Origin of the sequence: Dongia deserti, from assembly GCF_003574735.1 — a bacterium.
GTDB lineage: Bacteria > Pseudomonadota > Alphaproteobacteria > Dongiales > Dongiaceae > Dongia_A > Dongia_A deserti.
In genome coordinates this window covers 159631-186623 of record NZ_QORW01000006.1, presented here as the reverse complement: position 1 = coordinate 186623, position 26993 = coordinate 159631, and the positions used below count along the sequence as shown (strand labels likewise).

Sequence of the window (26993 nt, the reverse complement as noted above, 5' to 3'; positions counted from 1 at the left end):
GGATGCTTCGATTTCAGGATGACGGCTATGACTCATAGATCGACCAGCGACTGGCAAACGGAACGGACCCGTCTCGCCGCCAACGGCCTCTACGATCCGGCGGAGGAGCACGATGCCTGCGGCGTCGGCCTCATCGCGGCGATCGATGGCGAGCCGCGGCGCGAGATCGTGCTGATGGGCATTGAGGCGCTGAAGGCGGTGTGGCACCGCGGTGCGGTCGATGCCGACGGCAAGACCGGCGACGGTGCGGGCATCCATGTGCAGATCCCGCACGCCTTCTTCGAAGATTACGTGCGCAAGGTCGGGCAGGAGCTCAGCCCCGGCAAGCTCGGCATCGGCATGATCTTCCTGCCGCGCACCGACCTGGGCAAGCAGGAGGTCTGCCGCGTCATCGTCGAGCGCGAGATTCTGAACTACGGTTACACGATCTATGGCTGGCGCCAGGTGCCGGTGAATATCGGCGTCATCGGCGAGAAGGCCAATGCCACGCGCCCCGAGATCGAGCAGATCATGATCGCCAACTCGAAGGGCGTGAGCGAGGAGATCTTCGAGACCGACCTCTACGTCATCCGCAGGCGCATCGAACGCGCCGCCGCGGAAGAGGGCATCGGCGAGCTCTATATCTGCTCGCTCTCCTGCCGCTCGGTCATCTACAAGGGCATGTTCCTGGCGGAGCAGCTGACCGCATTCTATCCGGATCTTCTGGATGAAAGGTTCGTCTCGAACTTCGCGATCTATCACCAGCGTTATTCGACCAATACCTTCCCGACCTGGAACCTGGCGCAGCCGTTCCGCGTGATTGCGCACAATGGCGAGATCAACACGCTGAAAGGTAACGTCAATTGGATGAAGGCGCACGAGACGCGCATGTATTCGCCGATCTATGGCGATCGCATGGCGGAGCTGAAGCCGGTCATCCAGCCAGGCGGATCCGATTCCGCGGCGCTCGACAATGTGTTCGAGGTCATGACCACGGAAGAGCGCACGCTGCCGATGGTGAAGTGCCTGCTAGTCCCCGATGTGTGGGACGGCCGCGCCGCCATGCCGCAGAAGCACAAGGACCTGTTCTCCTATTGCAACTCGGTGATGGAGCCGTGGGATGGGCCGGCCGCGATCTGCGGCTTTGCCGGCAATTGGGTCGTCGCGTTCACCGATCGCAACGGTCTGCGCCCGCTGCGCTACTCGATCACAAGCGACGGGCTGCTGGTCGCGGGCTCCGAGACCGGCATGGTGAAACTGTCCGAGGACCGCATCAGCCGCAAGGGGCGCCTGGGCCCCGGCCAGATGATCGCGGTCGATCTCGGCGAGGGGCGTTTCTACGGCCACCGCGAGATCATGGACAAGCTCGCCGACAGCGCGGAATTCGGCGACTGGGTGAAGAACATCACCGTCATCGACGATCTCTTGAAGAAGACACGCGGCGAGCCAGCGCGGTTCGACAAGGAGGCGTTGCGCCGTCGCCAAGTCGCGGCCGGTCTCTCCATGGAAGATCTGGAGCTGGTGCTCCAGCCGATGGTGGAGGATGCGAAGGAGGCCGTCGTCTCCATGGGCGACGATACCCCGCTCGCGATCCTGTCGGAGCAATATCGCGGCTTGCATCATTTCTTCCGGCAGAATTTCAGCCAGGTCACCAACCCGCCGATCGATTCGCTGCGCGAGCAGCGGGTGATGAGCCTGAAGACCCGTCTCGGCAATCTCGGCAACGTGATGGACGAGGATGAGGGCCAGTGCCGCCTGCTGCAGCTCGACTCGCCGGTGCTGCTGACCGCTGAGTTCCAGGCCATGCGTGCCTACATGGGACAGAGCGTGGCGGCGATCGACTGCACCTTCGATCCCAAGGCCGGCGAATCGGCGTTGCGCGATGCCATCCAAACCATCCGCCGGCAGGCGGAAGACGCGGTGCGCGGCGGCGCCACGCACGTAGTCCTGTCGGATGAGCGTACCGGGCCCGATCGGGCGGCCATCCCGATGATCCTGGCAACCGGCGCGGTGCATGTGCATCTGCTGCGCCAGCAATTGCGCACCTTCACCTCGCTCAACGTGCGCTCCGGCGAGTGCCTGGACGTGCACCATTTCGCGGTGCTGGTGGGCGTCGGCGCGACCACGGTCAACGCCTATGTGGCGGAGGCGTCGATCGCCGATCGGCAGGCCCGCGGCCTGTTCGGCAAGCTCAGCCTCGACGAGTGCCTCGACCGCTATCGCAAGGCAGTCGATGAGGGTCTGCTCAAGGTGATGAGCAAGATGGGCATTGCGGTCGTGTCGTCCTATCGCGGCGGCGCGAATTTCGAGGCTCTCGGCCTTTCGCGCACGCTGGTCGCCGAATACTTCCCGCACATGCCCTCGCGCATTTCCGGCATCGGCATGGTCGGCATCCAGCGGCGCGTGACGGCCCTGCATGCGCGTGCCTGGAACCCGGATGCGATCGCGCTGCCGATCGGCGGCTTCTACAAGTACCGCAAGGGCGGTGAGACTCATGCCTGGGCCGCCGAGGCGATCCACACGCTGCAATCGGCGGTGGCCAGCGAATCCTACCAAGCCTACAAGCGCTACAGCGAAATGGTGGCCAAGGCGCCGCCGGTCGCGATTCGCGACTTGCTGGATTTCGTGCCGACCGGCCAGAGCATTCCGGTTGACGAGGTGGAAAGCATCACCGAGATCCGCAAGCGCTTCGTGACGCCCGGCATGTCTCTGGGCGCCCTGTCGCGCGAGGCCCATGGCACGCTCAACATCGCCATGAACCGGATTGGCGCCAAGTCGGATTCGGGTGAAGGCGGCGAGGACCCGGCACGTTTCAAGCCAAAGGCGAACGGCGACAACGAGAATTCCGCCATCAAGCAGATCGCCTCCGGCCGCTTCGGCGTCACCGCCGAGTACCTCGCTAACTGCCGCGAGATCGAGATCAAGGTCGCGCAGGGCGCCAAGCCCGGCGAGGGCGGGCAGCTGCCCGGCTTCAAGGTGTCGGTCGAGATCGCGCAGCTGCGCCATGCGACGCCGGGCGTCTCGCTGATCTCGCCGCCGCCGCATCACGACATCTACTCTATCGAGGATCTGGCGCAGCTCATCTACGACCTGAAGCAGATCAACCCGACTGCCAAGGTGTGCGTGAAATTGGTGGCGCGTTCCGGCATCGGCACCATTGCGGCCGGAGTCGCCAAGGCGAAAGCGGACGTGATCCTGATCTCCGGCCATGTCGGCGGGACCGGCGCCTCGCCCCACACCTCGATCAAGTATGCCGGCGTGCCGTGGGAGATGGGCCTTTCGGAAGCGCACCAGGTACTGACGCTCAACCGCCTGCGCCATCGCGTGCGGCTGCGTACTGACGGCGGCATCAAGACCGGTCGCGACGTGGTGGTCGCCGCGATTCTGGGCGCCGAGGAGTTCGGCATCGGAACGGCCTCGCTGGTCTCCATGGGTTGCATCATGGTGCGGCAGTGCCACTCCAACACCTGCCCGGTCGGCGTCTGCACGCAGGATCCGAAGCTGCGCGAGAAGTTCACCGGCACGCCGGAGAAGGTGGTCAACCTCTTCAGCTTCATCGCGGAGGAGGTGCGCGAGGTGCTGGCCTCGCTCGGCTATCGCACGCTGAACGAGGTGATCGGCCGCACCGAGCTGCTGGAGCAGGTGAGCCGCGGCGCGGCGGACCTCGATGACCTCGACCTCAATCCGCTGCTGTCGCAGGCGGACCCGGGCGATCAGGCGCGCTATTGCACGCTGGAAGGCCGCAACGAAGTGCCCGACACGCTCGACGCCAGGATGGTGGAGGACTGCCGGCCGCTGTTCGAGGCGGGCGAGAAGATGCAGTTGCAGTACAACATCCGCAACACCTATCGCGCCATCGGCACGCGCCTCTCCGCGCACATCACCAGGCGCTTCGGCATGAACGGGCTGAAGCCCAATCACCTGACCGTGCGCCTGCGCGGGTCGGCCGGCCAGTCGCTCGGCGCCTTCGCGGTACAGGGCGTCAAGCTCGAAGTGTTCGGCGATGCCAACGACTACGTGGGCAAGGGGCTGTCCGGCGGCACGATCGTGGTGCGGCAGATGCCGTCCTCCAAGCTCACCAGCCAGGACAACACCATCATCGGCAACACCGTCCTCTATGGCGCCACGGCCGGCAAGCTGTTCGCGGCCGGCCAGGCGGGTGAGCGCTTTGCGGTGCGCAATTCCGGCGCCGATGTGGTGGTGGAAGGCTGCGGGTCCAACGGCTGCGAATACATGACCGGCGGTACCGCCGTGATCCTGGGACGCGTCGGCGACAATTTCGGCGCCGGCATGTCGGGCGGCATGGCCTTCGTCTATGACGAGGCCGGCGACTTCCCGCTGTTCGCCAATGGCGGATCGGTGGTGTGGCAGCGGCTGGAGTCCCAATATTGGGAGCAGCATCTGCGCGGCCTGATCGAGAGCTACGCCGAGGAGACGCAATCGCGTTTCGCCCGCCGCCTGCTCAATGACTGGATGCTGGAGCGCGACAAGTTCTGGCAGGTCGTCCCCAAGGAGATGCTGGACAAGCTCACCCAGCCGCTGAGCGATGTCCGCGCCGCGAACATCGCCGAGTAAGGCATGGCCGCGCCGATCCTGATCGTGCCGGGCCTCGGCGGCTCCGGACCTGATCACTGGCAGAGCCGCTGGCAGGCGCGCTGGCCCAACGCAAGCCGGGTCGAACAAGCGGATTGGGATCGGCCGGACCGCGCCGGCTGGATCGCGCGGCTGGATGAAGCGGTGGCGAGTGCGGAGCAGCTGCCCATCCTGGTGGCGCATAGCCTCTCGTGCGCGCTGGTGGCGTGCTGGGCCGCCGAACGCGCGAGGCCCGTGCACGCGGCTCTGCTCGTAGCACCCGCCGACGTTGAATCGGACGCTCACACACCGCCCGAAGCGCACGTGTTCCGGCCACTGCCGATGAAGCGGCTGCCCTTCCCCGCCATCGTCGTGGCGAGCCGCGACGATCCCTATGTCGCTTTCCATCGCGCAGTTGCGATGGCAAAGGCCTGGGACGCAGAACTGGTCGATATCGGCGAGGCCGGGCATATCAACACCAGCGCCGGCTACGGCGAGTGGCCGGAAGGCGAGCGAATTCTGGCGCGACTGCCACCGGAGGGACACGACCGCGCCTAAGTCTCCGCAATCTCTGCGTGCAAATCCAGTCGGCTCGCACTATGATTGTTGGGCAGTAGCAAGGAGGCTTGCTGTGTCCGAATCGTCGCCTCTCGAGACAACTCTGAAGATATTGCCGGTCCTCGGAGCCTGCGTCACCTTCATGTGGGGCGTGTGGGTCTGGAAGAACAACGCTGATGACGAGCGCGCCGCAGCGACGGCCGAATCCATCCGCTACGCGGAGAGCCGACGGATCGAGGCCACACGTCCGTTCCTGGAAATGCAACTGAAGCTCTACACGGAAGCCGCACAGGTGACGTCGCGGATCGCGACCGGTTCGGGCGATACCAGCGCAGATCAGCGACGGTTTTGGGAGCTGTATACCGGCGAGCTTTCGATGGTCGAGGACGGCGCTGTTTCCAAAGCCATGGTGGAGTTTGGAACTGCCCTGGAAGGCAATGCCGATAGAAGGGACTCTGCGCAATCTCGGCGTAACGTTAGCGCGTAAGATGCGTGAGTCACTCGCCATATCCTGGGGCACGGATGCTTGGCAAATGAACCCGTAAAAAGGCCTGTCTCAACAAGACAATCAGGTGGGAAATCCCGTGTACCAATCGACATGACTGCCTGCGTGGTTCGCCATGCCGGGCTTGGTCAGGCAGCCGCGCGGCTTGATGAAGGAGTCGATGCGGCGCGCCGGCTTCTCGTGCCACTGGATGTTGAAGGCGGCGAGCTTGGGGAAGAATTGCAGGTGCGCGTACGGCAAGTGGTCGTGGATCCACCACGCCAGGCTGCGCCAATCCGCTCCGGCGGCGTAGCGATCGGCGAACCACGGCACCACCACGGTGGCGCCGGCGCCCATGCAGCCGTCGGCATCCCGCAGGTCCCACACGTGGTAGGCCGTATTCACCCGCACGCTGCCGCATTCGCCCCGGCGGTGGCCGAACTCCGTGACGCGGCGCGAGCGGAAACCGGAGCGGATGCCCAATCGGCCGAACGCCGCCTGTAGCGGCTCCAGCAGTGTTTCGCACAGTTGCCTTCCAGCGGCGACAGCGAGGTCGGGATCGTCCGGCAGGTTCGGAAGGCCGTGAAAGCCGGCGATCTCCGAATAGAGGAAGTCTCGCATGAAGAAGTTCGGCGACAGGCGCACGCGGCTGAAATCCTCGAGCGCCTCCATGGAGCGGGGCTTGCGCATGACTCTGCCTCAATTGCATTCCAGGCTCGCATCCTAGCGATCGCGCAGGTCGGTCGTAACTGACGTGCGCTGGCGCGGAGCGACGATAGAATGCTAGGAAGCGCGGCGCGCTCCTGGCGACACGAGAGAATGACAATGCTGACACGGCAGCCCTTCTGGTTCCTGCGCCACGGCCAGACCGACTGGAACCGCAGCGGCAAGTGCCAGGGCCGGTGCGATGTCCCGCTCAGCATGCAGGGCGAAGCGGAGGCGCACGCGGCGGCGCCGCACCTGAAGCATCTCGGCATCAACGCGATCTGCGCCAGTCCCTTGAAGCGCGCGCGCCACACCGCTGAGATCATCGGGCTGGCGTTGGGCGTGCCAGTCGTGGAAGTGCCGGGCCTCGAGGAAATGGATCTCGGCCCCTATGAAGGTGTCGCCGACTATTCCTGGATTGCCGCCTGGCGTGACGATCAGCCGGTCGCCGGAATCGAGCCGTTTCCTGAGGTGCGCAAGCGCGTGGCGCAAGCGGCCAACCGGGCCCTCGGCACCGCCAGCCATGTCCTGATCGTCGCCCATGGCGGGGTGTTCTGGGCCCTGCAGCATCTGTGCCGGTCGCCCTTCACGCCGTTAGCTCACTGCCGGCCTGCGCATCTGTCGCCGATCGGCGAGACGTCTTGGCGGATCGAGATGCTGTCGGCCCTGGAAGGCGAATCATGACCGACCTGAACATCCGCCGATCGAGACCGGACGATCGCGACTTCATCTTCGCCCAAGCGACACGGCTGGCTTCGGTCGCCGAGCTCCCGTGGCATTCAGGCGAAGACGTGCTGCGCTTCCAGCGTCGCTTCATGGCCAACACTTTGGCGCGGCCGGAGACCGAATGCGCCACCTTTATCGCCGAGACCGACTCGGGCGACCGGATCGGCTTCGTTCATGTCGAGGCGTCGACCGATTCGGTGACGCTCGAGCCCTGCGGGTATGTCTCGCTTCTCGCCGTCGTGGAGACGGCGCTGGGGCAAGGAATTGCGCGCCGCTTGATGGATGCCGCCGAAGACTGGGCGCGCCAGCAAGGCTTTCGCCTCATCTGCCTGGATGTGTTCGCGAACAACCAGCGCGCCCGCGCCTTCTATGCGCGGCAAGGATACCGGGACGATTCCCTGCGCCTCACCAAGCCGCTGTCCGATCAAAAAGTCTGAGCCTTCATCTTCCTCCCGGTGCCGGGGCAGGGGAATCACAGCGCACGCTGCGGAGCGAATTCAACGCTTGGTCATCGTCGGCAGTTTGTCGGGGCTTTCCTCGACCTCCGCGACCGCCTTGCGCCAGGCGACGATGCGTTCGGCGCCGGCGGGATGGGTGTCCTTCCAGCTGGCGATTGTCTTGTCGTCGAGCTTGGCCAGAACTTCGAACGTGCGGCCGGCGCGCTGCAGGTCGAAGCCGGCGCGCGCCAGCACGTATGCCGCCAGCAGATCGGCTTCGCGCTCCTGTTCCTTGGAGAAGGTCAGCATGCCGATCCGCCCGCCATATTCCAGGCCGAGCGCGGTCATGCCGTCGACGCTGTCCCGGTCCGCCCCGCCGGCTGCGGCAGCCCCGCCCATCAAGAGCCCACCGAGCAGTGCGCCGAGCAGGATACTGCGCGTGCTCTCGTCGACGTGGCCGGCGATCTGGTGGCTCATTTCGTGGGCCATCACGGCGGCGATCTCTTCATCCGTTTCCAGATAGTCGAGCAAGCCGCGATGCAGATAGATGTGCCCCGCTTCATCGGTGAACGCATTCACCTCATCATCGTCGACGTAGTGGAAGGTGAAATGGCAGTTCCTGGTCTCGGCGCGCACGCAGATCGATGCGACGCGTTCGGTGAGCTGCTTTTCGATGCGTTTGATCGCTGAGCGGTAGTAGGTGCGCGTACGCGGGAATTGCGGCAGGTCCGGATCCGCGCCTATTTCCCGCGCAGCCAACAGAGCTTCCTGCGGGCTGACTGGCGGCAGCGCAAATGTCGTGCCGCCACACCCCTGCACTGCCAGGCACAATGCCGCTGCCAGGCATGCGATGCGCGATGCCCTCATCCCCGACCCTCCTTGTCCCCCACTGGTTGACCCCGTGGCCTGCTGGATGGTCGCAACCTGTGATTGCTGGTATTTTGTTACATATACTAACGGTAGTGCGGCGACTTTGGCAAGGGCGAATCGGCTGCGCGGCTTGCCTCGTGCGCGCCAAAGGGCCATAACGCGGCCCTCAGCACGACGCAGGGTCCGCCCGTGAAGTCCAGTTCAATGCAGATTCCGATCCGCAGCCGCGGTGTCGCAGCCGTCATTTTGGCGGGCCGGGGCGACGCCGCGCGCGTCCTCGTGCTCCAGCGCAACAAGAACACCTCGCGCGGGCTGTGGAGCCTGGTCATGGGCCGGCTCGAGAAGGGCGAGAGCGCAGTGGCGGCGGTCCGCCGCGAGATCGAGGAAGAGACCGGCATCAGGCCGGAAGCGCTCTATACCACTGGCTGCGTCGATAGCTATTTCAATTCCGGTGCCAATTCGATCGAGATGATGCCGATCTTCTGCGCGCCCTTCGCGCAGGAGCCGAAGGTGACGCTGGATCATGAGCATCTCGCTTATCGTTGGCTCGGATTCGCCGAAGCGATCGAGACGCTCGCCTATCCCGGCCAACGCGAGGCCTTGCCGCACATCAAGCGCGACTTCGCGGACCGGGATCCGCCGGAGTTCCGGTTGATCCACGACTAGCGCCTGCCGTCCATCTGGATTGCCCGGGCGCGCGCTGTTAGATTGCGGCGGACATCGATTCTAACGGGCCATGCGCACCCTCTATCACTTTCCGCTGCAACCTCAATCCCGCAAGCTGCGCCTGCTGCTCAAGGAAAAGCACCTCGATTGCGACCTGGTCGTCGAGCGGCCTTGGGAGCGGCGGGAGGCATTCCTGCGCCTCAATCCCGCATGCGAGACGCCGGTGCTGACCGAGGATAGCGGCCTGACCCTGAGTGGCGATTACGCCATCACCGAATATCTGGAAGAGGCCTATCAAGAGCCCGCTCTGCTCGGCCGCGCCAAGGTGGAGCGTGCGGAAGTGCGGCGGCTGATCACCTGGTTCGACGGCAAGTTCCAGCGCGAAGTGACCCAGCATCTGCTGGATGAAAAGATCGTCAAGCGGCTCTACGGCCGCGGCGGGCCTGATTCAGCCGCCTTGCGCGCCGGCAAAGCCAACATCCACGTCCATCTGCACTATATCAGCTGGCTGATCGACCGGCGCAACTGGCTGGCCGGCGAAGAGATCTCCGCCGCCGACCTGACCGCCGCGGCGCATCTCTCCTGCCTGGACTATCTGGGCGACGTGCCATGGGAAGACCATCCGGTCGCCAAGGAATGGTATGCGCGCCTGAAATCCCGCCCCAGCTTCCGCCCGCTGCTCGCGGACCACTGGCCCGGCACCACGCCACCGGCGCATTACGCGAATTTGGATTTCTGATTCAGGGATCAGGGATCAGGAATCAGGAATCAGACGAAGCGCATTCTGATACCTGATTCCTGATCCCTGTCATCTGATATCCAGCTTCTGGATGTTCTTCTGCGCTTCACTGGCGAGGTCGGTGCCGGGCTGTACCTGGATCACGGTCAGCCAGTCGGTGCGGGCGCCGGCGACGTCGCCCTTGGCGCGGCGCAGATAACCGCGCTCCAGCAGCGCGGCGGGATGGCTGGGCGAGAGCTTCAGAGCCTGCTCGATATTGTCCTCCGCAAGGTCGGGATTCTCGAGCTGTCGGTATGCGGCGGCGCGCATGGCATAGACGTCGGGGTTGTTCGGCGAGAGATCGACCGCGGCGTTGAGGTCGTCCAGCGCCTCAAAATACATGCCGGACGTGCCGTAGGTAAGCGCCCGGTCGATCAACAGCTCGACGTTGTTCGGATCGAGCTTCAGGCCCTGGTCCTGCGTGTACAGCGCGCGCTGCGGATTGCCGGCCTTGATCCAGGCCTGGCCGGCCTGGGCGAATAATTCGGCGGCGAGCGGCGCCTTGTCCTGCGGCATGGCCTGGGCCACGCGCTCCAGCTCCAGCGCGCCATCCTCGACCTCGCCGGTGCGGATCAGCGCCAGCGCCTTGCAGTGGCGCGCCGCATCGCCGCCGCCTTGCCGCTCCCATTCCACCGCGCTGTCCAGCGCCCCGCCGGGATCGCGTTCCAGCAAGGACATGCAGGCCTGATACTGCCCCTGGTTATCGAGCGCCCCGGCGGGCGCGGCAGTACTCAGCGCGGCTATTGTCGCGATACACCAGAAAAGCGCGCGTAAGACCAAAGGAGACATCGCTTGCCAAGGCTCGATTATGCTTTAGTGCTGGGGCGAACCATCATTCGGGTGCCGGCAAATTGCAAGTCCGCCAAAACGCACATCGATGAAGCCACATCTGTTCTGCTTCGGATTGGGCTACAGCGCCACCTATCTGGCGCGCCAATTGATCGCAAAGGGCTGGCAGGTGACCGGGACCTGCCGTAGCCGAGACCATCAGATTGAGCTGAGCCGCCTCGGCATCGAGGCGCATCTGTTCGACCGCGATCATCGGATCGGCAGTTTGCCCGAGTTGCTCTCGCGCGCCACGCACCTCTTGAGCTCCGTGCCGCCGGATGAGAAGGGCGATCCGGTTCTGGACATGCACCGCACCGAGATCGATGCCGCGGCGCCGCGTCTGGCGTGGATCGGCTATCTCTCCACCACCGGCGTCTATGGCAACCGCGATGGCGGCTGGGTCGATGAGATGAGCGAGCTTGCGCCGACGGGCGAACGCGGGCGCCGGCGCGTCGCGGCCGAACGCGGCTGGCTGGCGCTCAGCCAGCCTGCGCATCTGTTCCGCCTGGCCGGCATCTATGGCCCAGGTTCTTCCGCGCTCGACACCGTGCGCGAAGGCCGCGCCAAACGCATCGTCAAGCCCGGCCAGATCTTCAGCCGCATCCATGTCGCCGATATCGCGCAGGTGCTGGAAGCGTCGATGGCGCGGCCGCATCCAGGCGCCGCCTACAACGTGTGCGATGACGATCCGGCACCGCCATCCGACGTGATCGCCTTCGCCGCCGCCCTGCTCAATCGGCCGTCGCCGCCGGAGATTCCCATCGAGCAGGCGGAGCTGTCGCCGATGGCGCGCAGCTTCTATGACGACAACAAGCGCGTCAGCAACAGCCGCATCAAGCGTGAGCTGGGCGTCGCCTTGCACTATCCAAGCTATCGTGTCGGCCTGCCCGCGATTCTCGGGGCCGGCGGCTAACGCACCAGTTCCTCGATGGTCGCACCCAGCAGCGCAAGGTCCTCCGCGCGCGACAAGCGGTGGTCGCCATCCTTGATCAGCGTCACGCGAACGTCATCGCTCGCGATCCGCTCTGCCAGCTCCAGCGACAGGCGATAGGGCACGTCAGGATCTGCCGTGCCGTGCAGCAAGCGCACCGGACGGTGGATTCCAATCGGCGCGGAGAGCAGCAGGTGCCGCCGCCCCTCTTCGATCAGCGTGCGGGTGATGGTGGTCGGTTCGTCCGAATAGTCCGATGGCGCCTTCAGGCGCCCGGCACGCATCAGCCGATCGCGCTCATCGTCGGTCAGGCGGTCCCAGATCAACGTTTCGGTGAAGTCGGGCGCGGGCGCCACGCCGACAAGCCCGGCGACACGGTCGGGGCGCGCCAAGGCGGCGAGCAGCATGATCCAGCCACCCATGCTGGAGCCGACCAGGATCAGCGAACCCTCCCCGACCTTGTCAATGATGGCGATCGCATCCTCCGTCCACTGCCCGATTGTCCCATCCTCGAACCGGCCGCTCGACTGTCCATGGCCGGAATAGTCGAAGCGAACGTAGCTAAGGCCGCGCTTGGCGCAGAACGCATCGAGGGAAGTTGCTTTGGTCCCGGCCATGTCGGACCGGAAGCCGGGCAGAAACAGGATTCCTGCGCAATCCCGTGTGCGATCGGTTGCGAGCCGTTTGCGATAGGCGAGCCGCCGGTCCGATAGGTGGAGGAATTGTGCCGCGCCGCCGCCGGCGCCTATGCTTTCAGGAGTATCGCTCGCCAATTCTGTTGCCGCCCTGTTCTCCGGCACGTATGGTGCCGCTTCCATGATCGCAAGCGAAAAGTGCCTTTCCGGTTGCTGAATGTCGAGCGACACCTCCGTCCTGCAATCCCGCGGCCGAAACAAGCCGAACCCGAACGCGCCGACCGTCTTGCATCTGGTCAGCCGATTGGACGGCGGCGGCGGAGCGCGATTAGCGATCGACTTGTCCAGCGGATTGGTGGAATCCGGCGGTCGCGCTCTGATCGCCTATGACGGCGAGGCCTCTTCGACCTACGAGCTGACGCGCCACAAGATCACACCGATTACAGAGGCGCTGACCAGCCGAAACCCAATCTCCGGCTACACTGTCACGCGCCGCCTGGCGTATGTGATCCGTGAGCAGAAGGTTGACTTGGTGCATGCGCAGAACGCCACACTGGCGGCTGTCGGCGAGGCGGCCGCACGCAAGGCCGGCGCGAAGATGATCACCACCTTCTGCGATGGACCGGGCGAGGTCGCGACGCTGTCGAAAAAGACGCGCACTGCCCTCATCAATTCCGACCACGTGCTGACGCTCTCCTATCTCACCGCCAATCTCCTGGCCGATGCCTTGCCGGAGCTGCGCGAGCGGGTCAGCGTGGTGCCTTACGGTATCGACCTCACGCGCTTCGATCCGCAGCGCGTGACCCCGCAACGCATGATCCAGATGGCGCAGGCTTGGCGCCTTCCCGACGACAAGCACATCGTCATGCTGCCGGCGCGCTATGTGCCGCAGAAGGGCCACGCGCTGCTGCTGGAAGCGTTGACCGAGCTCAAGGACATCGATCTGCGCTGCCTGATGGTCGGTCCGTCTCAGGATGGCGGCGCGTACCGCGACCAGCTCGAAAAGCTGGTCAAGATGATGGAATTGGAAGACCGCGTCCTGCTGGCGGACGAATGCCGCGATATGCCGGCCGTCTTGATGCTGGCGGACCTGGTGGTGGCGCCATATTTGACGCCCTCCACCTACAATCGTGTGGTGATCGAGGCCCAGGCGCTGGGTCGGCCCCTCGTCGTCAGCGACTATCCGTGCGCGCGCGAGCTGGTCGAAGGCAGCTCCATGGCGTGGCTGGTGCCTCCGAATGATGCGCAGGCCCTCGCGTGGGCGATCCGCGACGCGCTCGCCTTGCCGTCCGAGGAACGGCAAGCGCGCACCCCGCAGGTGATCCAGAACCTGCAGCGCCGGTCCGACCGCGACTGGATGCGCCACAGGGTGCTCGGCATGTATTGGGATATCTCCGGCAAGCCGGGCTCACCGTTCTAGGAACGGCCTCGGAACAGGCTCCTACCTCTTCTGTTACCAGAAAGACCCGGTCGAACGGCCGCAAGATGCAGGTGGAAGACGCGCTCAGGCGGCATGGCATGAGTGCGCAATTCAGCCCTTCAAGTACTGCGGCTGACGGCCGACAGCTCTGACAAACAGAGGAGATCATGATGGCTACCGCACGCCAGAAAGCAGTCGCCCGCGGAAACGTTCGCAAGGCACAGCGGACTTGGCGGTCGATGTCCTCTCGCGCTCGCGCGCGCTCGCAGCCGGAAGGGCGGGCCCGCACCAAGCCAGGCGCGGGCGGCGGCGCGTTCTTCCACATCGAAGTGCGACCGAAATCCGAGTTCAAGACTTTCCGCACCCAGGACGTCGGCAAGGAAGGCGGCATCGAGCGGGTCGCCGGGAAGCGTGCCAGCGGCTCATGGAGCACCCAGAAATGGCTGATCGGTAAGGACCATGCGCATGTCGAGGGTGGCACATTGGTCGGCGATACAGTCGACGCGCGCAGGGTGTTGAAGCGGCTCGGCTCGCCGCCCAAGCGCATCCGGGCTGACCGGTTCAAGGCCCAGGACCGGCCGAACGTACCAGAGCGCGCCAAGCCGACCACCGCACAGCGGCAAGCCCGCACGCGCAACATCCGCAAGGCGCGAGCGGCGCGGGCGCGAAAGCGAGGCTGAGCAAAGCGGCGCCGCGCGGATGTGCCACGCATCCCCTGCGCCTGGGAACCGAGGCCGATCTTTCTCGTTTTTAAATCCTGGGCCGGCGTCCGAACTCGGAATGGAATGCCATGATTCGCAAGCTGAAATCTGGCCAGTACCGTCTCTATTCGCGCAAGGTCGACCCCAAGACCGGGCGGCGCCGCAACTTGGGAACGTTTGGATCCCGCGCTGCCGCGGAGAAGCATGAGCGCGCGGTGCAGTTCTTCAAGAGACGCGCCCACTGAGCCTACGGGAGAGGAGCCGACGATGATCCGCAAAGTGAGCTCTCAAGCCTACTGTCTTCACCCCAGGACCGTTGCACGGAATTTCGGCGGCTGGGAGGCTGGCCTCTATCGCGCCCGCGCGGCCAGCGTGGATAGCGAAAAGGCGATGCAGGTCTTCAAGCACCAGCGCGCGCCCGTCCCCCTGCAGCCCAAGCAGCGGCGGAACGAATCATGGTAGCGCGCCGCAAAACCACGGGCCGCAAAACCACGGGCCGTAAATCCAGTGGGCGCAGATCCGCTGGGCGTAAGACCGCCGGTGGGAAGAATCGCCGCTGGTCGGCCGAGGTGACGCGCCGAAGCGACGCCCTGGATCTGGAGCAATCGGTCTTCAAGTCGAGCGACCCGCACAAGATCGCCTTGTCCCTGAAGCGGTCGGCCGAGCGGAGCAAGCGGCGCAAGAGCGCGCCGTACCGCTCCGCTGTGTCGATGCTCACCTTCTACATGAACCGGGCAGGCAAGAACCTGCCCCAGCGCCAGCTCCGCGTCCTGGAGCGGGCGAAGGGTGAATTGCGCAAGGTTTTCGGCCGCGAATAGCGCCTGCGCACGGCGCGTTAATACCTGCACACGGCGCGTTAGTACCCACATCCCCTGCCTTGCAAAGGAGAAAACCCCTCTGTATAACCGCGCGTCCAGCGACAGCCGCCTCTGGGCCTTGTACGGGCATGCCCATGCGCCATCGCCGCAGTTAACTTATTGAAGGACAATGAAAATGCCCAAGATGAAGACCAAGAGCAGCGCCAAGAAGCGCTTCAAGCTCACCGCCTCCGGCAAGGTGAAGTTCAAGCCTGCCAACAAGCGCCATGGCCTCGTCAAGCGGCCGAAGCAGATGAAGCGGCAAAGCCGTCGCAACGAAGTGATGTTCGACAGCGACGCGAAGAACGTGGTCCGCTTCTTCCTCCCGAACGGCCTCTAACCCTTAGCGCGACGACGGAGAGACACCATGGCACGTACCAAACGCGGCGTTACAACGCATGCGCGCCACAAGAAGGTCCTCGACATGGCCAAGGGCTATGTCGGCCGGGCCAACAACAATTACCGTATCGCCCTCGAGAAGGTCGAAAAGGGCCTGCAATACGCCTATCGCGACCGGCGCAACCGGAAGCGCGACTTCCGCGGCCTCTGGATCCAGCGCATCAACGCCGGTGCGCGCGAGCACGGTTTGACCTATTCTCAGTTCATCAATGGCGTGAAGCGCGCCGGGATCGAGCTGGACCGCAAGGTTCTGTCGGATCTGGCGATCCGCGAGCCGGCGGCTTTTGCGGCCATTGCGAAGCAGGCGCAAGAGGCACTCAAAAAGGCTTAGGAGCCGATGGCTGGCGGTTGTGTTCGGCGACTTGTCCTGATCCTCCCGCTGGCCGGCATCCTGGCACTGGTGGGGTGCGACAGCTACAAAGCCGACATCGCTGCCGTGAAGCGCGCCCAAACCATTCCCGGCAAGACCAACGAGGAACTCGTGATGGATCTCGCCGGGGCGCGTGCCTCGATCGAATGGGCGGCCGAGCGCTCGAAGGTCTACGACAACGACGACATCGTTGCCGTGACCGCCACCATCAACCGACTGGGACAGGCGGGCCAGCGCAGCAGGGTGGATCTGGTCTATATCCACAACCGGCAGACCAAGAAGGTCGCATTCGAGGAGCTGCGCCTGAACGGCCGGCGGCAGGACTGGCTGTCGGGCGCCCTGAACCTCATGCTGTTGAACCAGTTTAAGCTGCAACTGCAATAGCAAGCCGGCCAGGAACGTTTGGAGGGGAGGCCGGACTTGCTCCGGGCCTCCCCTTCTCGTATCTGGATGGCGCGAAAGTTAAGGATGGGATCGATGCAACATCTGAGTGGGCTCAAGGACAAGTGGCTGGCGGCGATTGCCAGCGCGGGAGCCCTGGATCAGCTGGAGAGTCTCCGGGTCGAGGCGCTGGGCAAAAAGGGCGAAGTTACGGGCCTGATGAAGACCCTGGGCAGCCTGTCGCCGGAGGAGCGCAAGCAGGCCGGCCAGTCGCTGAACCAGCTCAAGGACGCGCTGACCGAGGCGATCGATTCGCGCAAGGCCGCCCTGGAAGAGCAGGCGCTGAACCAGCGCCTGAAGAGCGAGACGCTGGATCTGACCCTGCCGGCGCGCCCGGAACAGGAAGGCCGCCTGCACCCGATCAGCCAGACCATCGACGAGATCGTCGCGATTTTCGGCGAGATGGGCTTCGTGGTCGCGGAGGGTCCCGATATCGAGGACGATTTCAAGAACTTCACGGCGCTTAACATCCCGCCGGATCACCCGGCGCGGCAGATGCAGGACACGTTCTACCTGCCGCCCAAGCCGGGCCAGAAGCCGGAAGAGGCGCTGGTGCTGCGCACCCATACCTCGCCCGTGCAGATCCGCACCATGCTTAGCCAGAAGCCGCCGATCCGCGTGATCTGCCCGGGCCGTACCTATCGCTCGGATTCCGACATGACCCACACGCCGATGTTCCACCAGGTCGAGGGTCTGGTGGTGGATGAGACGACGCACATGGGTCACCTCAAAGGCTGCCTGATTGATTTCGTGCGCGCGTTCTTCGGCATCGAGGATCTGCCGGTCCGGTTCCGCAATTCGTTCTTCCCCTTCACCGAACCATCGGCGGAGGTCGATATCGGCTGCGACCGCTCGGGTGGCGAATTGAAGCTGGGGCAAGGCAAGGATTGGCTGGAGATCCTGGGCTGCGGCATGGTGCATCCGAAGGTGCTCAGCAATTGCGGCATCGATCCCGCCAAGTATCAGGGCTTCGCCTTTGGCATGGGGATCGAGCGCATCGCCATGCTGAAATACGGCATTCCCGATCTGCGTACGTTCTTCGACGCCGACCTCCGCTGGCTGAAGCATTACGGCTTCGTGCCACTGGACGTGCCCTCTATGACCGGAGGGCTGACGCGATGAAGTTCACCTTGAAGTGGCTCAAGGAGCATCTCGACACCGATGCCGATGTCGAAACCATCGCGCGCACCCTCACCATGATCGGGCTCGAGGTCGAAGGGATCGAGGATCGCGCCAGGGACCTGGCGCCCTTCACCATCGGCTATGTGGTTGAGGCGGTGCAGCATCCGAACGCCGACAAGCTACGGGTCTGCAAGGTCCATACCGGCAAGGAGATCGTGCAGGTGGTGTGCGGCGCGCCCAACGCGCGCACCGGCATGAAGGGCGTGTTCGCGCCGGTCGGCAGCTTCATTCCTGGCACCAACCTCGACCTCAAGAAGGGTGTGATCCGCGGCGTCGAGTCCAACGGCATGCTGTGCTCGATGCGCGAGATGGGGTTGGGCCAGGATCACGAGGGCATCATCGACCTAGCCGCCGACGCGCCGGTGGGACATAGCTTCGCAGCCTACATGGGCTATGACGATCCGGTATTCGAGATCAAGCTGACGCCGGACCGCGCCGATTGCCTCGGCGTGCACGGCATCGCGCGCGATCTCGCCGCTGCGGACCTCGGCACCTTGAAGCCGTTCGAGCAGAAGCCGATCAAAGGGACGTTCGAGCCGCCGCTGAAATGGCAGCGCAAGGATGTGGGCGATGCCTGCCCGCTCGCGGTCGGACGCTATTTCCGCAACGTCAAAAACGGTCCCAGCCCGCAATGGCTGCAGGAGCGCCTGATCGCGATCGGCCTCAGGCCCATCTCCGCGCTTGTCGACATCACCAACTACGTGACCTACGACCTCAACCGCCCGCTGCATGTGTTCGATGCGGACAAGGTCAAGGGCAATCCCACCATGCGCATGGCGCAGGCGGGCGAAAAGGTGCTGGCGCTCGACGGATTCGAGTATGAGCTGCAGCCGGGCATGGTGGTGATCGCCGACGATGAATGCGTGGAAGCGATCGGCGGCATCATGGGCGGGGAGCATAGCGGTGTCACCGCCGAGACGCGCAACGTGTTCCTGGAAGCCGCTTTGTTCGATCCGGTCAACACGGCGCGCACGGGCCGCAAACTCGGCATCAATTCCGATGCGCGCTATCGCTTCGAGCGCGGCGTCGACCCCGAATCCGCCGATTGGGGCATCGAGGTCGGCACCAGGCTGATCCTGGAGCTTTGCGGCGGCGAGGCCAGCCACGTCACGCGCGCCGGCGAGCGGCCGAACTGGCATCGCACCATCACGTTCCGTGTGGAGCGGGTCGCAACCCTCGGCGGCGTCGAGGTTCCGGCGGAGCGGCAGAGGGTCATCCTTTCCAAGCTCGGCTTCGGCGTGGAAGAAGAGAGCGCGACGCGCTGGAAAGTGACGCCGCCTTCCTGGCGCGCGGACGTCGAGGGCGAGGCGGATCTGGTCGAGGAAGTCATCCGCATCAACGACTACGACAACATCCCCGCGGTCTCGATGCCGAAGCTCTCCGCCTTGCCGCATCCCGCCATCACGCCGCAGCAGCGCCGCGTGCCGATAGCCAAGCGCCTGCTCGCGGGCCGTGGGCTGCTCGAAGCCGTCACCTACAGCTTCATGCCAAGCGCGATCGCCAAGCTGTTCCAGCCGAAAGGCGCGAATGCGCCGCTGGTGATGCTCGCCAATCCGATCAGCGCCGATCTCGATGCCATGCGGCCGTCGATCCTCGGCAACCTGCTGATGGCGGCGGCACGCAATGCGGCGCGCGGCTACCCGGACGTCGCCTTGTTCGAGGTCGGCCCCTCCTATCTCGATGAGACCGAGAAAGGGCAAATCCTGTGCGCCACCGGCGTGCGCGTCGGCCTCTATCGCCCGCGCCACTGGGAAGGCAAGCCGCGCAGCGTCGACGCGTTCGATGCCAAGGCGGATGCGCTGGCACTGCTGCAAACCTTCGGCGCGCCAGTGGACAATCTGCAGGTCCTGTCCGAAGCGCCGGGCTACTATCATCCCGGCCGCTCGGCGGTGCTGCGCCTTGGTCCCACGATCCTGGCACAGTTCGGCGAGCTGCATCCGGGCGTGCTGAAGGCGTGCGACCTCAGAGGTCCGGTCGTCGGCTTCGAAGTGTTCCTCGATCGCCTGCCGATGCCGCGCTCGAAGGGCGCGGCGCGGACGCTGCTCAACGCCTCGCCGTTCCAGCCGCTGGAACGCGACTTCGCCTTCCTGGTCGATGCCGCGGTGTCGGCCGACAAGCTGACCCGCGCCGCGAAGAGCGCGGACAAGGCGCTGATCGCCGACGCCAAGGTGTTCGACCTGTTCCAGGGCGGCACGCTGCCCGAGGGCAAGAAGTCGATCGCCTTCTCGGTGACAATCCAGCCGCGCGAACGCACCCTCACCGATCAGGAGATCGAAGCGCTCAGCGCAAAGATCGTGGCGGCAGTGAACAAGGCGACGGGCGGGGAGCTGAGGAAGTAGCCGCCGCTGGTCTCGACGGGGTAGATGCTGGCCTCACTCCCGTTCAGGGCAGCAAAGTACGGGTATGGATGGATCTAGGATCCGCTGTCTATTGGAGCGCTAGATCCTTCGACAGAAGATCTTCCGCGAGGAACTGACCCGCGCGCGTCCACGCCTCCGCGTTGTCACCGCGGAAGGAAATGGTGCGGTCGAAGACCACCGTGTCCGTCTTGAGGTCGACGACCTGGGCTTTGCCGAATTGGACCAATGTGCTCATCTTGTGGATGCCACCATAGACCAGCAGGCGAGCGCCTGACTGGCGCGCTGCTTCGGTGAGCGATTCCGCGTCCATCGCGCTGGCGGAACAGGACGGCTTGGAACAGACCAGATCGACAACCTTGTAATTCCCACTGGCCGACAGCATGTCGCGGATGAGGCTGGTGAAGTCTTCGAGGCGCGCGGTGTGCTCGGCGGACTGGTCCCGCACCTCTCCGGAGGTGTCCGAGTAATCGAAATCAGCGACCGCGAGCGCGACCGGCTCGGCGACGGCGGCTCGCAGCGCCAATCCGATGCAGCCGCACGAAATAGCAAGCGTGCTCAGCCAGCGAAGCGCCCCGCGGACACGCTTCATTGCACGCTCACGTCCGACCTGGTCAGGTTTGCTTCCGTGAGCTCGGCAACCAGGGCCTTCGCCGCGTACTCCCAGGCCTCCTCGCTGTCGTTGCTGAAGACGATGTTGCGGTCGAAAACCAGCCGGTCCGCTTCGAGATCCACGGCCTCGGCATTGCCGTACTGGAGGGCTGCATTCATGCGCTGGATGCCGCCGAAGACCACGAGCCGCGCGCCGACGGCGCGCGCCTTTGCCAGGATCTCCGCCGCATCGGTCCGACCGGCGGAGCACGCGGGATCGCAGCTCAGTGCCACCACGCGATAGCGGCCGCTTTCGGCCAGTCCTTCGCGCACCTGCTGCACCAGCTTGCGCAAACGTTCGACGTTCGCGCGCCCCTGCTCCGTCACGCCGCCCGAGGGACCGATGTAGTCGAACTCGAGCACGGCAACCGGCACGGGTTCGACCGCCTGCGCCGCGCCGGAAAATGCCGTAAGCGCGCAGGTGATCGCGAGGCAGCGGAGCGCACGCGGGATCGAGCGGGATTGCATCATGTGCCAGCCGTGTGATTTGTGGGCCTCGGCCAATTCGACTGCCTGGGCGGCAACTGCGTCAATTTGGCCGAAGGCACAAGATTTGCCCGAAAGGAGCGATCCGCCATGATCGAAGCCGGCATTCTCCTGCTGCTCTGCCAGCTGGCAGGCGAGAGCATCGTGCGAGCGCTCGCCGTTCCGGTCCCCGGGCCGGTGCTGGGCGCCGTCCTCATGTGCGCCTTGCTCGCGATCCGCCGCAGCGTGCCCGACAACCTGGGGCGTACAAGCCATGACTTGTTGGCGAACTTCTCCTTGCTGTTCGTGCCGGCGGGCACCGGCATCATCCTGCACGCGACACGGTTGGAGGCTGAGGCGCTGGCACTCATCGCAGCGCTCATCGGCTCGACCGCGCTCACCATCGCAGTGGCCTCGCTGGTGTTTGTCGGCGTGGACCGGCTGATGGGCGGGACGGCACCGCAGGAGCAGCAGCCGTGAACGCGCAGCTGGGCCAGCTCTGGGTCTATCTGCAGGCCAACCCGCTCGGCTGGTTGACCGCGACGCTGGTCGCCTACTGGATCGGGGTCAAGGCGCAACGAGCGGCCGGCGGGCGGCCCTACGTCAATCCGGTGGCGATCGCGGTCGTGCTGCTGGTCGCACTGCTGGCCGTGACTGGCACGCCGTATCAAACGTATTTCGAAGGCGCCCAGTTCGTGCATTTCCTGCTCGGGCCGGCGACGGTCGCGCTTGCCATCCCGCTCTATGAGAACTGGCCCGCCGTGAAGCGCAGCTTGGTTCCCATGCTCGCGGCGCTGCTGGCTGGCACGGTCACTGCAGTGGCCTCGGCCGTGGGGATCGCCTGGGCATTGGGCGCGTCAGCCGAGTCCCTCGTTTCGATCGCCCCCAAGTCGGTCACAACCCCGGTTGCCATGGGCATCGCCGAGAAGCTGGGCGGCATTCCTTCTTTGACGGCGGTGCTTGTGATCCTGACCGGGATCATCGGCGCCATCATCGCAACACCCCTGCTCAACGCGCTGGGGCTCAAGGATTGGCGCGCACGCGGGTTCGCCGTCGGCGTCGCTGCCCATGGTTTGGGCACGGCCCGGGCGTTCCAGGTCAACGATCTCGCCGGCACCTTCGCCGGCATCGGCATGGCGCTGAACGCCCTCGCCACCGCGATCCTGGTGCCGGTGCTCTGGCACTGGTGAGGGCGCGCTAAATTCCTGAAATGGCGAGGAAAACCCTCAGTTGATCTTGCCCGCCTCAGCCCCTATGGTGCGGCGCGTTTACGTTTTCCACAGCCGGCCAAATGACCGACCTAGCCCACATCCGCAATTTCTCGATCATCGCCCACATCGACCACGGCAAATCGACTTTGGCCGACCGGCTCATCCAGGCCTGCGGGGGACTGACCGACCGCGAGATGAAGGAGCAGGTGCTCGATTCGATGGACATCGAGCGCGAGCGCGGCATCACCATTAAGGCGCAGACGGTGCGCCTCGCCTACAAGGCGAAGAACGGCGAGACCTATCAGCTGAACCTGATGGACACGCCGGGCCACGTGGACTTCGCGTACGAGGTCAGCCGCTGCCTCGCGGCATGCGAAGGTTCCCTTCTGGTGGTGGACGCCAGCCAGGGCGTCGAGGCACAGACCCTCGCCAACGTCTATCAGGCGATCGACAACAACCATGAGATCGTGCCGGTCCTCAACAAGATCGATTTGCCCGCCGCCGAGCCTGACCGCGTGAAGCAGCAGATCGAGGATGTGATCGGCATCGATGCATCACATGCCGTCGAAATCTCGGCCAAGACCGGCCTCAATATCGGCGAGGTGCTGGAAGCTGTCGTGGAGCGGCTGCCTGCGCCCAGGGGCGATGACACTGCGCCGCTCAAGGCCATGCTGATCGACAGCTGGTATGATCCCTATCTCGGCGTCATCATCCTGGTGCGGGTGGTCGACGGGAAGCTCAAGGCCAAGCAGGAGATCAAGATGATGTCGACCGGTGCCACCTATGAGGTGGAGCGGGTCGGCGTCTTTACGCCCAAGCAGGAGATCGTGCCGGACCTAGGCCCCGGCGAGGTCGGGTTCATCACGGCCGGCATGAAGGCGGTGGCGGATTGCAAGATCGGCGACACCATCACCGAAGAGCGCCGCCCGACGGCGACGCCGCTGCCCGGCTTCAAGCCCAGCGTGCCGGTGGTGTTCTGCGGCCTGTTCCCGGTCGATGCGGCGGACTTCGAGAGCCTGCGCGACTCCCTTGGCAAGCTGCATCTCAACGATGCGAGCTTCCACTACGAGATGGAGACGAGCGCGGCGCTCGGCTTCGGCTTCCGCTGCGGATTCCTGGGCCTGCTGCATCTCGAGATCGTGCAGGAGCGGCTGGAGCGCGAATTCAACCTCGACCTCATCACAACCGCGCCCAGCGTCGTCTACAAGATCCACCTGAACGACGGCACGATGCTGGAGATGCACAATCCGGCCGACATGCCGGATGTCGTGAAGATCGACCGCATCGAGGAACCGTGGATCAAGGCGACCATCCTGGTGCCCGACGAATTTCTGGGCGCGATCCTGAAACTGTGCGAGGAGCGGCGCGGCATCCAGACCGACCTGACCTATGCCGGCAACCGCGCCATGGTGGTCTACAAGCTGCCGCTCAACGAGGTGGTGTTCGATTTCTACGACCGTTTGAAGTCGGTCTCCAGAGGCTATGCCAGCTTCGATTATCACCTGGAGGATTACCAGGAAGGCGATCTGGTGAAGCTGAATATCCTGGTGAATGGCGATCCGGTCGATGCCTTGTCCTGTATCGTCCATCGCAGCCAGGCGGAGACGCGCGGCCGCGCCTTGTGCGTGAAGCTGAAGGACTTGATCCCGCGCCAGCTGTTCAAGATCGCGGTGCAGGCGGCGATCGGCAGCAAGGTGATCGCGCGCGAGACGATCAGCGCCTTACGCAAGGACGTGACCGCCAAATGCTATGGCGGCGACATCACGCGCAAGCGGAAGCTGCTGGAGAAGCAGAAGGAAGGCAAGAAGCGGATGCGGCAGTACGGCAACGTCGAGATCCCGCAATCGGCCTTCATCGCCGCCCTCAAGATGCACGACAACTAGGTTCGAACTATTCGACGCGCTTGCGGCCGAGACCGATGCAGATCAAGCCGACGACGCCAACGACCGCCCAGGCCGGCATGATCAGAATGGTATAGATCCCATTCCACAGGCCGCTCCAGACGGAGCGCTGCACCCAATTGAGGCTCGCCGGAAGGAATTTGTACCAGACGTCGTAGAGAGATAGGTGGCTGTTGCCATCTATCACCGCATACCAGAGGCTGGCAGCCGCAAACAAGACAGCCATGGCGATGAGGATAAATCCGGCGATGCGCAGCGGTGACATAGAATTACTATAACCCAGCTCGCCCGATTCGACAGCCACCTCGTCACGGCTAGTGCATACGATTTAAGCAAAATCAATCGGTTCGGGCCGTCCCGCGGACGGCGGAGGGCACACCCATCCGGCGCAACTTCAGGTGTTGCCTTGCCGGCCTCCCTTGGTTAGGTTCCGCGCCGTTCCGGGGCCGAGCCGCGGGACCGGGAGGGATGGCCGAGTGGTTGAAGGCGCGCGCCTGGAAAGTGCGTATACGGCCAAAAACCGTATCGTGGGTTCGAATCCCACTCCCTCCGCCAAATGCACCAGGTTGGAATGCCATAAAACCAGCAATCGGCACGATCGGCCTACGCTCGATCACCATCTCAACAAGGTGCGAGCCGTCGTGATCGGGTCGTAATCTTCAAGCCAGTCAGTGTGGCTCAGAAACATGATCTGGTCGACATCGACGCCGTTCTCCGAAAGCGGCAAGAAAAGAACCTCATCCTGTTCCACACGGTTTGCAGATGGATGGTATACTCCGCGATATAGAATAGGATTCCGTGCCAGCACGACGCGACCGAGATAGCGCGTAGTACCCTCTGCCGATTCACCGTAATAGCCTTCCTTCACCGATTTGCCCGTAGGGTCATATCCACGCATCTCGATATCCCGCGGACCGACTAGACGATAAATGTAGCGGCGCTCGTCGGGCACCACGTCGATAAGGCAAAGCAGTGCCTGAAACGGCTTCAGATCTTCCGAATGGAAGTCGGCGCGAGATGGCATCCTTCGGTTCCCGCGCTTGGCATCCCAGCAAGCATGGAAAGCAATCAGGGATTTGTGGCACGCTCCAATCGCCGATCTCGAACCTGATGGCTCTATTTCAAGCACAACTGGCTGTGCAGTGAAGCTTGTTCTCATATGTGTGCGCAATGATTGCTGAAGGTGCAAGGCGCCGTGTCTGACTGCAAGTCCGCTAGCTGATGAGACGACTGCCTATACGGCCGACGAACCGGGGGCCATGCCAAATCTCGATCAGAGGATAGAGTGCTGATCTCTGCAATTCGAAGGGTGCTCTATCCAATGCCGCTACATCGTCATCGCAGTACGTGCTGGCAGCCGAATATACCTTCCCCTCAACGTCTAGGAGGTAGAAACGGTAATAGCCGGGCCTACCTTTGGTGCTTACGCGATGGCTGACTGGCCTATGCTGAGACTCAAGGAGCATCATCCATCCGCCCTTTCTTATGCTGCCGCTTCCCTACCCCGAGGAGCAACCGCGCCCCAGCCAGATATCGTGGCTGTGTCTAGCAATCATTGTAGTATGACCAGGAGCCTATCCGTTCCGAGCATTGGCATCGATCAACATGGAAACGTATTGCTCGGGCAATCCGTTGGTATGAGGCCAAGCTTCGCAACGCGACTCCAACCGAGGTTCCTCCAGCCAACGCGAGTGCTAGGTCACGGGCAAACAGGCGGCGCCAAGCAAAGCGGCCTTCTGGGAATCGCCAAGCGCTTCGCACCGGCGCACACCCTGCGCGAAACCCAGCGCAAAGAAGGTCCAGGCGATCGCCGCAGTCCACCCCCTGCGACGGCTGGCCGCGCCTCTCAGGCGGTCAAAGGCGAAGCGGTACCAGTGGCGGCGGCGCTCGTGTGCCATCCGTCGCCAGGATTGCCAGTCGGCCGACCAGGTGAGCGCGCCGATCAGCGCTGAACTTGTGCCCAGTCCGCGGATCACGCGGAAAAGATAGCGACGGCTCATGCGGCTTGCCGGGATGCGATGTTTGAGCACAGCATCCGGCGTGAACCACAGGCTGTAACCGGCGGCGCGGACGCGCTGGGCCATCTCGACATCGCCGCCCGACACCAGGCGCCTGCCCACCCGATCGGCAATCAATGGCCGGGCGAGCCAGCCGGAGTCCGTGAGCGCCGCACGGCGCAAGACCATGCCGGCACCGGCCAGACTGTCGACCACGCAGTCGCGATCGCCGTGATCCTGTTCCGCGAAACAGAATCCGAACTCTTTCAGATAGGGAGGCGGCGGCACTTCCCAGTCCAGCGCGACCTTGCCGCCTATGCCGCCCGCATCGGAACGCGCCTCGATCGCGCGGCCGACTGCCGCGAGCCAGTTCGGCGCCACGAAGTTGTCGTCATCCACGAACGCAATCCAAGGTGCGGTCGTCTCTTGCACGCCGCGCAGGCGCGCGGCGGTCAGACCTTGCTCCCGCTCGAACACACAACGCAGGCCGGGCAAGTGGTCCTTTTTTATGTGGGACGCGACGACATCGGGGGTTGCGTCGGTGCTCGCATTGTCGATCACCAGCACGCGCCACACGATCTGGCCGCCGCAGTCTTGCTGTTCAAGATTCGCGAGCACGGCATCGAGGCCGGCGGCACGATTGTACGTGCAGATCACGACATCGATCGCGAGCACAGAAGGCGTTTGCCGAGATACCTCTTCTATCATCGCCAGCGCCTGACAAAACATTTTCTCGGGCGGAATGGACCCGCGATGCGCCGTTAGTTGAGCATCGAACGACGCTTCACAACGAGCAATCCTGATGTTTGTTCCACGCAGTGCGCGCGCTCAACGCAGCGCCATGAGCACTTTTGCCTATCATTGTTCATCCG

General features: G+C 64.2%; 30 protein-coding genes and 1 tRNA gene. 22 read left to right on the top strand and 9 right to left on the bottom strand.

All coding sequences use genetic code 11. From position 1 onward, the window contains the following. The first annotated feature begins 27 nt into the window (after positions 1 to 27). The 3 genes from gltB to DTX69_RS11270 all read left to right on the top strand — a co-directional run bounded on the left by gltB (position 28) and on the right by DTX69_RS11270 (position 5596). The gene (gene gltB, locus DTX69_RS11280) at positions 28 to 4554 is read left to right on the top strand and encodes a glutamate synthase large subunit (RefSeq protein ID WP_119301633.1); all 4527 of its coding nucleotides are present in this window, start codon (positions 28 to 30) and stop codon (positions 4552 to 4554) included. Positions 4555 to 4557: 3 nt separating this feature from the next. Continuing rightward, the gene (locus tag DTX69_RS11275) at positions 4558 to 5109 is read left to right on the top strand and encodes an RBBP9/YdeN family alpha/beta hydrolase (protein ID WP_119301632.1); all 552 of its coding nucleotides are present in this window, start codon (positions 4558 to 4560) and stop codon (positions 5107 to 5109) included. Between the two features lie 73 nt (positions 5110 to 5182). Continuing rightward, complete coding sequence (locus DTX69_RS11270; protein ID WP_162917088.1) at positions 5183 to 5596, top strand: ATP synthase subunit B family protein; 414 nt, start codon at positions 5183 to 5185, stop codon at positions 5594 to 5596. Between the two features lie 81 nt (positions 5597 to 5677). Here DTX69_RS11270 and DTX69_RS11265 read toward each other — a convergent pair whose 3' ends face one another. Then, positions 5678 to 6283 carry a hypothetical protein gene (locus DTX69_RS11265; protein ID WP_119301630.1) on the bottom strand — a complete coding sequence of 202 codons (606 nt, stop codon included), beginning with the start codon at positions 6281 to 6283 and terminating at the stop codon, positions 5678 to 5680. Positions 6284 to 6412: 129 nt separating this feature from the next. On the opposite strand from DTX69_RS11265, the gene DTX69_RS11260 reads away from it, so the two are divergent. Further along, complete coding sequence (locus tag DTX69_RS11260) at positions 6413 to 6982, top strand: histidine phosphatase family protein (RefSeq protein WP_284735702.1); 570 nt, start codon at positions 6413 to 6415, stop codon at positions 6980 to 6982. Beyond that, positions 6979 to 7461 (top strand): GNAT family N-acetyltransferase, encoded by a 483-nt coding sequence (locus DTX69_RS11255; protein WP_119301628.1) that lies wholly within the window; start codon positions 6979 to 6981, stop codon positions 7459 to 7461. The genes DTX69_RS11260 and DTX69_RS11255 overlap by 4 nt, the downstream gene beginning before the upstream one ends. A gap of 60 nt (positions 7462 to 7521) precedes the next feature. Here DTX69_RS11255 and DTX69_RS11250 read toward each other — a convergent pair whose 3' ends face one another. After that, complete coding sequence (locus tag DTX69_RS11250; protein WP_162917086.1) at positions 7522 to 8328, bottom strand: M48 family metallopeptidase; 807 nt, start codon at positions 8326 to 8328, stop codon at positions 7522 to 7524. 192 nt (positions 8329 to 8520) lie between these two features. On the opposite strand from DTX69_RS11250, the gene DTX69_RS11245 reads away from it, so the two are divergent. Both DTX69_RS11245 and fzlA read left to right on the top strand, forming a co-directional pair. Beyond that, entirely contained in the window at positions 8521 to 8997 is a 477-nt protein-coding gene (locus tag DTX69_RS11245) for an NUDIX hydrolase (protein ID WP_162917085.1), read from the top strand. 70 nt (positions 8998 to 9067) lie between these two features. Next, positions 9068 to 9736 (top strand): FtsZ-binding protein FzlA, encoded by a 669-nt coding sequence (gene fzlA / locus DTX69_RS11240; RefSeq protein WP_119301625.1) that lies wholly within the window; start codon positions 9068 to 9070, stop codon positions 9734 to 9736. Between the two features lie 69 nt (positions 9737 to 9805). Here fzlA and DTX69_RS11235 read toward each other — a convergent pair whose 3' ends face one another. Further along, on the bottom strand, positions 9806 to 10453 hold the full coding sequence (locus DTX69_RS11235; RefSeq protein ID WP_119301624.1) for a tetratricopeptide repeat protein: 648 nt from the start codon (positions 10451 to 10453) through the stop codon (positions 9806 to 9808). Between the two features lie 199 nt (positions 10454 to 10652). On the opposite strand from DTX69_RS11235, the gene DTX69_RS11230 reads away from it, so the two are divergent. Beyond that, positions 10653 to 11516, top strand: coding sequence for an SDR family oxidoreductase (locus tag DTX69_RS11230; protein WP_119301623.1), 864 nt, complete (start codon positions 10653 to 10655; stop codon positions 11514 to 11516). Here DTX69_RS11230 and DTX69_RS11225 read toward each other — a convergent pair. Next, positions 11513 to 12352, bottom strand: coding sequence for an alpha/beta hydrolase (locus DTX69_RS11225; RefSeq protein ID WP_119301622.1), 840 nt, complete (start codon positions 12350 to 12352; stop codon positions 11513 to 11515). The two genes, DTX69_RS11230 and DTX69_RS11225, sit on opposite strands and share 4 nt — an antisense overlap. Before the next feature lie 34 nt (positions 12353 to 12386). Between DTX69_RS11225 and DTX69_RS11220 the strand changes: the two genes are divergently transcribed. The 10 genes from DTX69_RS11220 (at position 12387) to pheT (ending at position 19878) form a co-directional block, all read left to right on the top strand. Then, positions 12387 to 13589 (top strand): glycosyltransferase, encoded by a 1203-nt coding sequence (locus tag DTX69_RS11220; protein WP_119301621.1) that lies wholly within the window; start codon positions 12387 to 12389, stop codon positions 13587 to 13589. A 239-nt stretch (positions 13590 to 13828) separates the two neighbouring features. Further along, a complete protein-coding gene (locus tag DTX69_RS11215; protein WP_284735701.1) occupies positions 13829 to 14269 on the top strand; it encodes a hypothetical protein in 441 nt (146 codons plus the stop codon). Positions 14270 to 14379: 110 nt separating this feature from the next. Beyond that, a complete protein-coding gene (locus DTX69_RS11210; RefSeq protein WP_119301620.1) occupies positions 14380 to 14535 on the top strand; it encodes a hypothetical protein in 156 nt (51 codons plus the stop codon). Between the two features lie 22 nt (positions 14536 to 14557). Next, complete coding sequence (locus DTX69_RS30100) at positions 14558 to 14752, top strand: hypothetical protein (protein ID WP_162917084.1); 195 nt, start codon at positions 14558 to 14560, stop codon at positions 14750 to 14752. Beyond that, entirely contained in the window at positions 14746 to 15108 is a 363-nt protein-coding gene (locus DTX69_RS11205) for a DUF3175 domain-containing protein (RefSeq protein ID WP_119301619.1), read from the top strand. Before DTX69_RS30100 ends, DTX69_RS11205 begins: the two co-directional genes overlap by 7 nt. Positions 15109 to 15283: 175 nt before the next feature. Beyond that, the gene (rpmI, locus tag DTX69_RS11200; protein WP_119301778.1) at positions 15284 to 15487 is read left to right on the top strand and encodes a 50S ribosomal protein L35; all 204 of its coding nucleotides are present in this window, start codon (positions 15284 to 15286) and stop codon (positions 15485 to 15487) included. A 27-nt stretch (positions 15488 to 15514) separates the two neighbouring features. Continuing rightward, positions 15515 to 15877: a 50S ribosomal protein L20 gene (gene rplT / locus DTX69_RS11195; RefSeq protein ID WP_119301618.1), complete on the top strand. Its 363-nt coding sequence runs from the start codon at positions 15515 to 15517 to the stop codon at positions 15875 to 15877. A gap of 6 nt (positions 15878 to 15883) precedes the next feature. After that, complete coding sequence (locus tag DTX69_RS11190; RefSeq protein ID WP_119301617.1) at positions 15884 to 16300, top strand: hypothetical protein; 417 nt, start codon at positions 15884 to 15886, stop codon at positions 16298 to 16300. 93 nt (positions 16301 to 16393) lie between these two features. Then, positions 16394 to 17479, top strand: coding sequence for a phenylalanine--tRNA ligase subunit alpha (pheS, locus tag DTX69_RS11185; RefSeq protein ID WP_119301616.1), 1086 nt, complete (start codon positions 16394 to 16396; stop codon positions 17477 to 17479). Beyond that, positions 17476 to 19878 (top strand): phenylalanine--tRNA ligase subunit beta, encoded by a 2403-nt coding sequence (gene pheT, locus DTX69_RS11180; RefSeq protein WP_119301615.1) that lies wholly within the window; start codon positions 17476 to 17478, stop codon positions 19876 to 19878. Before pheS ends, pheT begins: the two co-directional genes overlap by 4 nt. An 88-nt stretch (positions 19879 to 19966) precedes the next feature. On the opposite strand, the gene DTX69_RS11175 is transcribed toward pheT, so the two are convergent. Continuing rightward, a complete protein-coding gene (locus tag DTX69_RS11175; protein WP_119301614.1) occupies positions 19967 to 20488 on the bottom strand; it encodes a DUF2380 domain-containing protein in 522 nt (173 codons plus the stop codon). Continuing rightward, positions 20485 to 21018 (bottom strand): DUF2380 domain-containing protein, encoded by a 534-nt coding sequence (locus DTX69_RS11170; RefSeq protein ID WP_119301613.1) that lies wholly within the window; start codon positions 21016 to 21018, stop codon positions 20485 to 20487. The genes DTX69_RS11175 and DTX69_RS11170 overlap by 4 nt, the downstream gene beginning before the upstream one ends. A gap of 105 nt (positions 21019 to 21123) precedes the next feature. Between DTX69_RS11170 and DTX69_RS11165 the strand changes: the two genes are divergently transcribed. The 3 genes from DTX69_RS11165 to lepA all read left to right on the top strand — a co-directional run bounded on the left by DTX69_RS11165 (position 21124) and on the right by lepA (position 24106). After that, positions 21124 to 21492, top strand: a complete 369-nt coding sequence (locus tag DTX69_RS11165; protein ID WP_119301777.1) for a CidA/LrgA family protein — start codon at positions 21124 to 21126, stop codon at positions 21490 to 21492. Continuing rightward, positions 21489 to 22202 (top strand): LrgB family protein, encoded by a 714-nt coding sequence (locus DTX69_RS11160; protein WP_119301612.1) that lies wholly within the window; start codon positions 21489 to 21491, stop codon positions 22200 to 22202. Before DTX69_RS11165 ends, DTX69_RS11160 begins: the two co-directional genes overlap by 4 nt. Positions 22203 to 22303: 101 nt before the next feature. Further along, positions 22304 to 24106 carry a translation elongation factor 4 gene (lepA, locus tag DTX69_RS11155; protein WP_119301611.1) on the top strand — a complete coding sequence of 601 codons (1803 nt, stop codon included), beginning with the start codon at positions 22304 to 22306 and terminating at the stop codon, positions 24104 to 24106. 7 nt (positions 24107 to 24113) lie between these two features. On the opposite strand, the gene DTX69_RS11150 is transcribed toward lepA, so the two are convergent. Beyond that, positions 24114 to 24389: a hypothetical protein gene (locus DTX69_RS11150; RefSeq protein WP_119301610.1), complete on the bottom strand. Its 276-nt coding sequence runs from the start codon at positions 24387 to 24389 to the stop codon at positions 24114 to 24116. 197 nt (positions 24390 to 24586) lie between these two features. Between DTX69_RS11150 and DTX69_RS11145 the strand changes: the two genes are divergently transcribed. Then, a tRNA-Ser gene (locus DTX69_RS11145) sits at positions 24587 to 24679 on the top strand. 58 nt (positions 24680 to 24737) lie between these two features. Here DTX69_RS11145 and DTX69_RS11140 read toward each other — a convergent pair. After that, positions 24738 to 25283: a PAS domain-containing protein gene (locus DTX69_RS11140; protein ID WP_119301609.1), complete on the bottom strand. Its 546-nt coding sequence runs from the start codon at positions 25281 to 25283 to the stop codon at positions 24738 to 24740. Positions 25284 to 25818: 535 nt separating this feature from the next. Continuing rightward, entirely contained in the window at positions 25819 to 26829 is a 1011-nt protein-coding gene (locus DTX69_RS11135; protein ID WP_162917083.1) for a glycosyltransferase, read from the bottom strand. Positions 26830 to 26993 lie beyond the last annotated feature (164 nt).

Coding starts and splice junctions, on each gene's coding strand:
- gltB (WP_119301633.1), top strand. CDS start 28: ATGACTCATAGATCGACCAGCGACTGGCAAACGGAACGGACCCGTCTC.
- DTX69_RS11275 (WP_119301632.1), top strand. CDS start 4,558: ATGGCCGCGCCGATCCTGATCGTGCCGGGCCTCGGCGGCTCCGGACCT.
- DTX69_RS11265 (WP_119301630.1), bottom strand. CDS start 6,283: ATGCGCAAGCCCCGCTCCATGGAGGCGCTCGAGGATTTCAGCCGCGTG.
- DTX69_RS11260 (WP_284735702.1), top strand. CDS start 6,413: ATGACAATGCTGACACGGCAGCCCTTCTGGTTCCTGCGCCACGGCCAG.
- DTX69_RS11255 (WP_119301628.1), top strand. CDS start 6,979: ATGACCGACCTGAACATCCGCCGATCGAGACCGGACGATCGCGACTTC.
- DTX69_RS11250 (WP_162917086.1), bottom strand. CDS start 8,328: ATGAGGGCATCGCGCATCGCATGCCTGGCAGCGGCATTGTGCCTGGCA.
- fzlA (WP_119301625.1), top strand. CDS start 9,068: ATGCGCACCCTCTATCACTTTCCGCTGCAACCTCAATCCCGCAAGCTG.
- DTX69_RS11235 (WP_119301624.1), bottom strand. CDS start 10,453: ATGTCCTTGCTGGAACGCGATCCCGGCGGGGCGCTGGACAGCGCGGTG.
- DTX69_RS11230 (WP_119301623.1), top strand. CDS start 10,653: ATGAAGCCACATCTGTTCTGCTTCGGATTGGGCTACAGCGCCACCTAT.
- DTX69_RS11225 (WP_119301622.1), bottom strand. CDS start 12,352: ATGGAAGCGGCACCATACGTGCCGGAGAACAGGGCGGCAACAGAATTG.
- DTX69_RS11220 (WP_119301621.1), top strand. CDS start 12,387: ATGTCGAGCGACACCTCCGTCCTGCAATCCCGCGGCCGAAACAAGCCG.
- DTX69_RS11215 (WP_284735701.1), top strand. CDS start 13,829: ATGTCCTCTCGCGCTCGCGCGCGCTCGCAGCCGGAAGGGCGGGCCCGC.
- DTX69_RS11210 (WP_119301620.1), top strand. CDS start 14,380: ATGATTCGCAAGCTGAAATCTGGCCAGTACCGTCTCTATTCGCGCAAG.
- DTX69_RS30100 (WP_162917084.1), top strand. CDS start 14,558: ATGATCCGCAAAGTGAGCTCTCAAGCCTACTGTCTTCACCCCAGGACC.
- DTX69_RS11205 (WP_119301619.1), top strand. CDS start 14,746: ATGGTAGCGCGCCGCAAAACCACGGGCCGCAAAACCACGGGCCGTAAA.
- rpmI (WP_119301778.1), top strand. CDS start 15,284: ATGCCCAAGATGAAGACCAAGAGCAGCGCCAAGAAGCGCTTCAAGCTC.
- rplT (WP_119301618.1), top strand. CDS start 15,515: ATGGCACGTACCAAACGCGGCGTTACAACGCATGCGCGCCACAAGAAG.
- DTX69_RS11190 (WP_119301617.1), top strand. CDS start 15,884: ATGGCTGGCGGTTGTGTTCGGCGACTTGTCCTGATCCTCCCGCTGGCC.
- pheS (WP_119301616.1), top strand. CDS start 16,394: ATGCAACATCTGAGTGGGCTCAAGGACAAGTGGCTGGCGGCGATTGCC.
- pheT (WP_119301615.1), top strand. CDS start 17,476: ATGAAGTTCACCTTGAAGTGGCTCAAGGAGCATCTCGACACCGATGCC.
- DTX69_RS11175 (WP_119301614.1), bottom strand. CDS start 20,488: ATGAAGCGTGTCCGCGGGGCGCTTCGCTGGCTGAGCACGCTTGCTATT.
- DTX69_RS11170 (WP_119301613.1), bottom strand. CDS start 21,018: ATGATGCAATCCCGCTCGATCCCGCGTGCGCTCCGCTGCCTCGCGATC.
- DTX69_RS11165 (WP_119301777.1), top strand. CDS start 21,124: ATGATCGAAGCCGGCATTCTCCTGCTGCTCTGCCAGCTGGCAGGCGAG.
- lepA (WP_119301611.1), top strand. CDS start 22,304: ATGACCGACCTAGCCCACATCCGCAATTTCTCGATCATCGCCCACATC.
- DTX69_RS11150 (WP_119301610.1), bottom strand. CDS start 24,389: ATGTCACCGCTGCGCATCGCCGGATTTATCCTCATCGCCATGGCTGTC.
- DTX69_RS11140 (WP_119301609.1), bottom strand. CDS start 25,283: ATGAGAACAAGCTTCACTGCACAGCCAGTTGTGCTTGAAATAGAGCCA.
- DTX69_RS11135 (WP_162917083.1), bottom strand. CDS start 26,829: ATGATAGAAGAGGTATCTCGGCAAACGCCTTCTGTGCTCGCGATCGAT.